We start from the raw sequence: 275 nt of genomic DNA on the forward strand, positions 1-275 counted from the left end.
GTCAGCGTGTCAGGCGACCGCGCTGACCGGCTCGTCAAACAGCTCGAGCAACTCTTGCATGGTTGCTCGCGGCGCCGCTCGCCAGAGTGCGCCATAGACGATCTCGCTGTATAGCTCGATGCCTTCGGGGGAACGTGCATCGATCTGTCGTGACTCCACCACAAGGTCGAACAGTTTCGTTGCGGTGCGGATGATGCTGCCAGCTTGTGTGTGGGCGATTGTTGTATTCATCCCTGCACGTATCGGCAAATAAATCGAAAACTTGAGCATGCCGG

The 275-nt window shown here is 57.5% G+C and carries 1 protein-coding gene; it reads right to left on the reverse strand.

All coding sequences use genetic code 11. The annotated features are described in order from the left end of the window. Positions 1-9: 9 nt before the first annotated feature. Positions 10-275: hypothetical protein (locus tag SB816_RS31425; RefSeq protein WP_410548173.1), on the reverse strand; the 266-nt coding region annotated here is incomplete at its 5' end.

This window comes from Achromobacter sp. SIMBA_011, assembly GCF_046535435.1.
In the GTDB taxonomy this organism is placed as follows: domain Bacteria; phylum Pseudomonadota; class Gammaproteobacteria; order Burkholderiales; family Burkholderiaceae_B; genus Achromobacter; species Achromobacter dolens.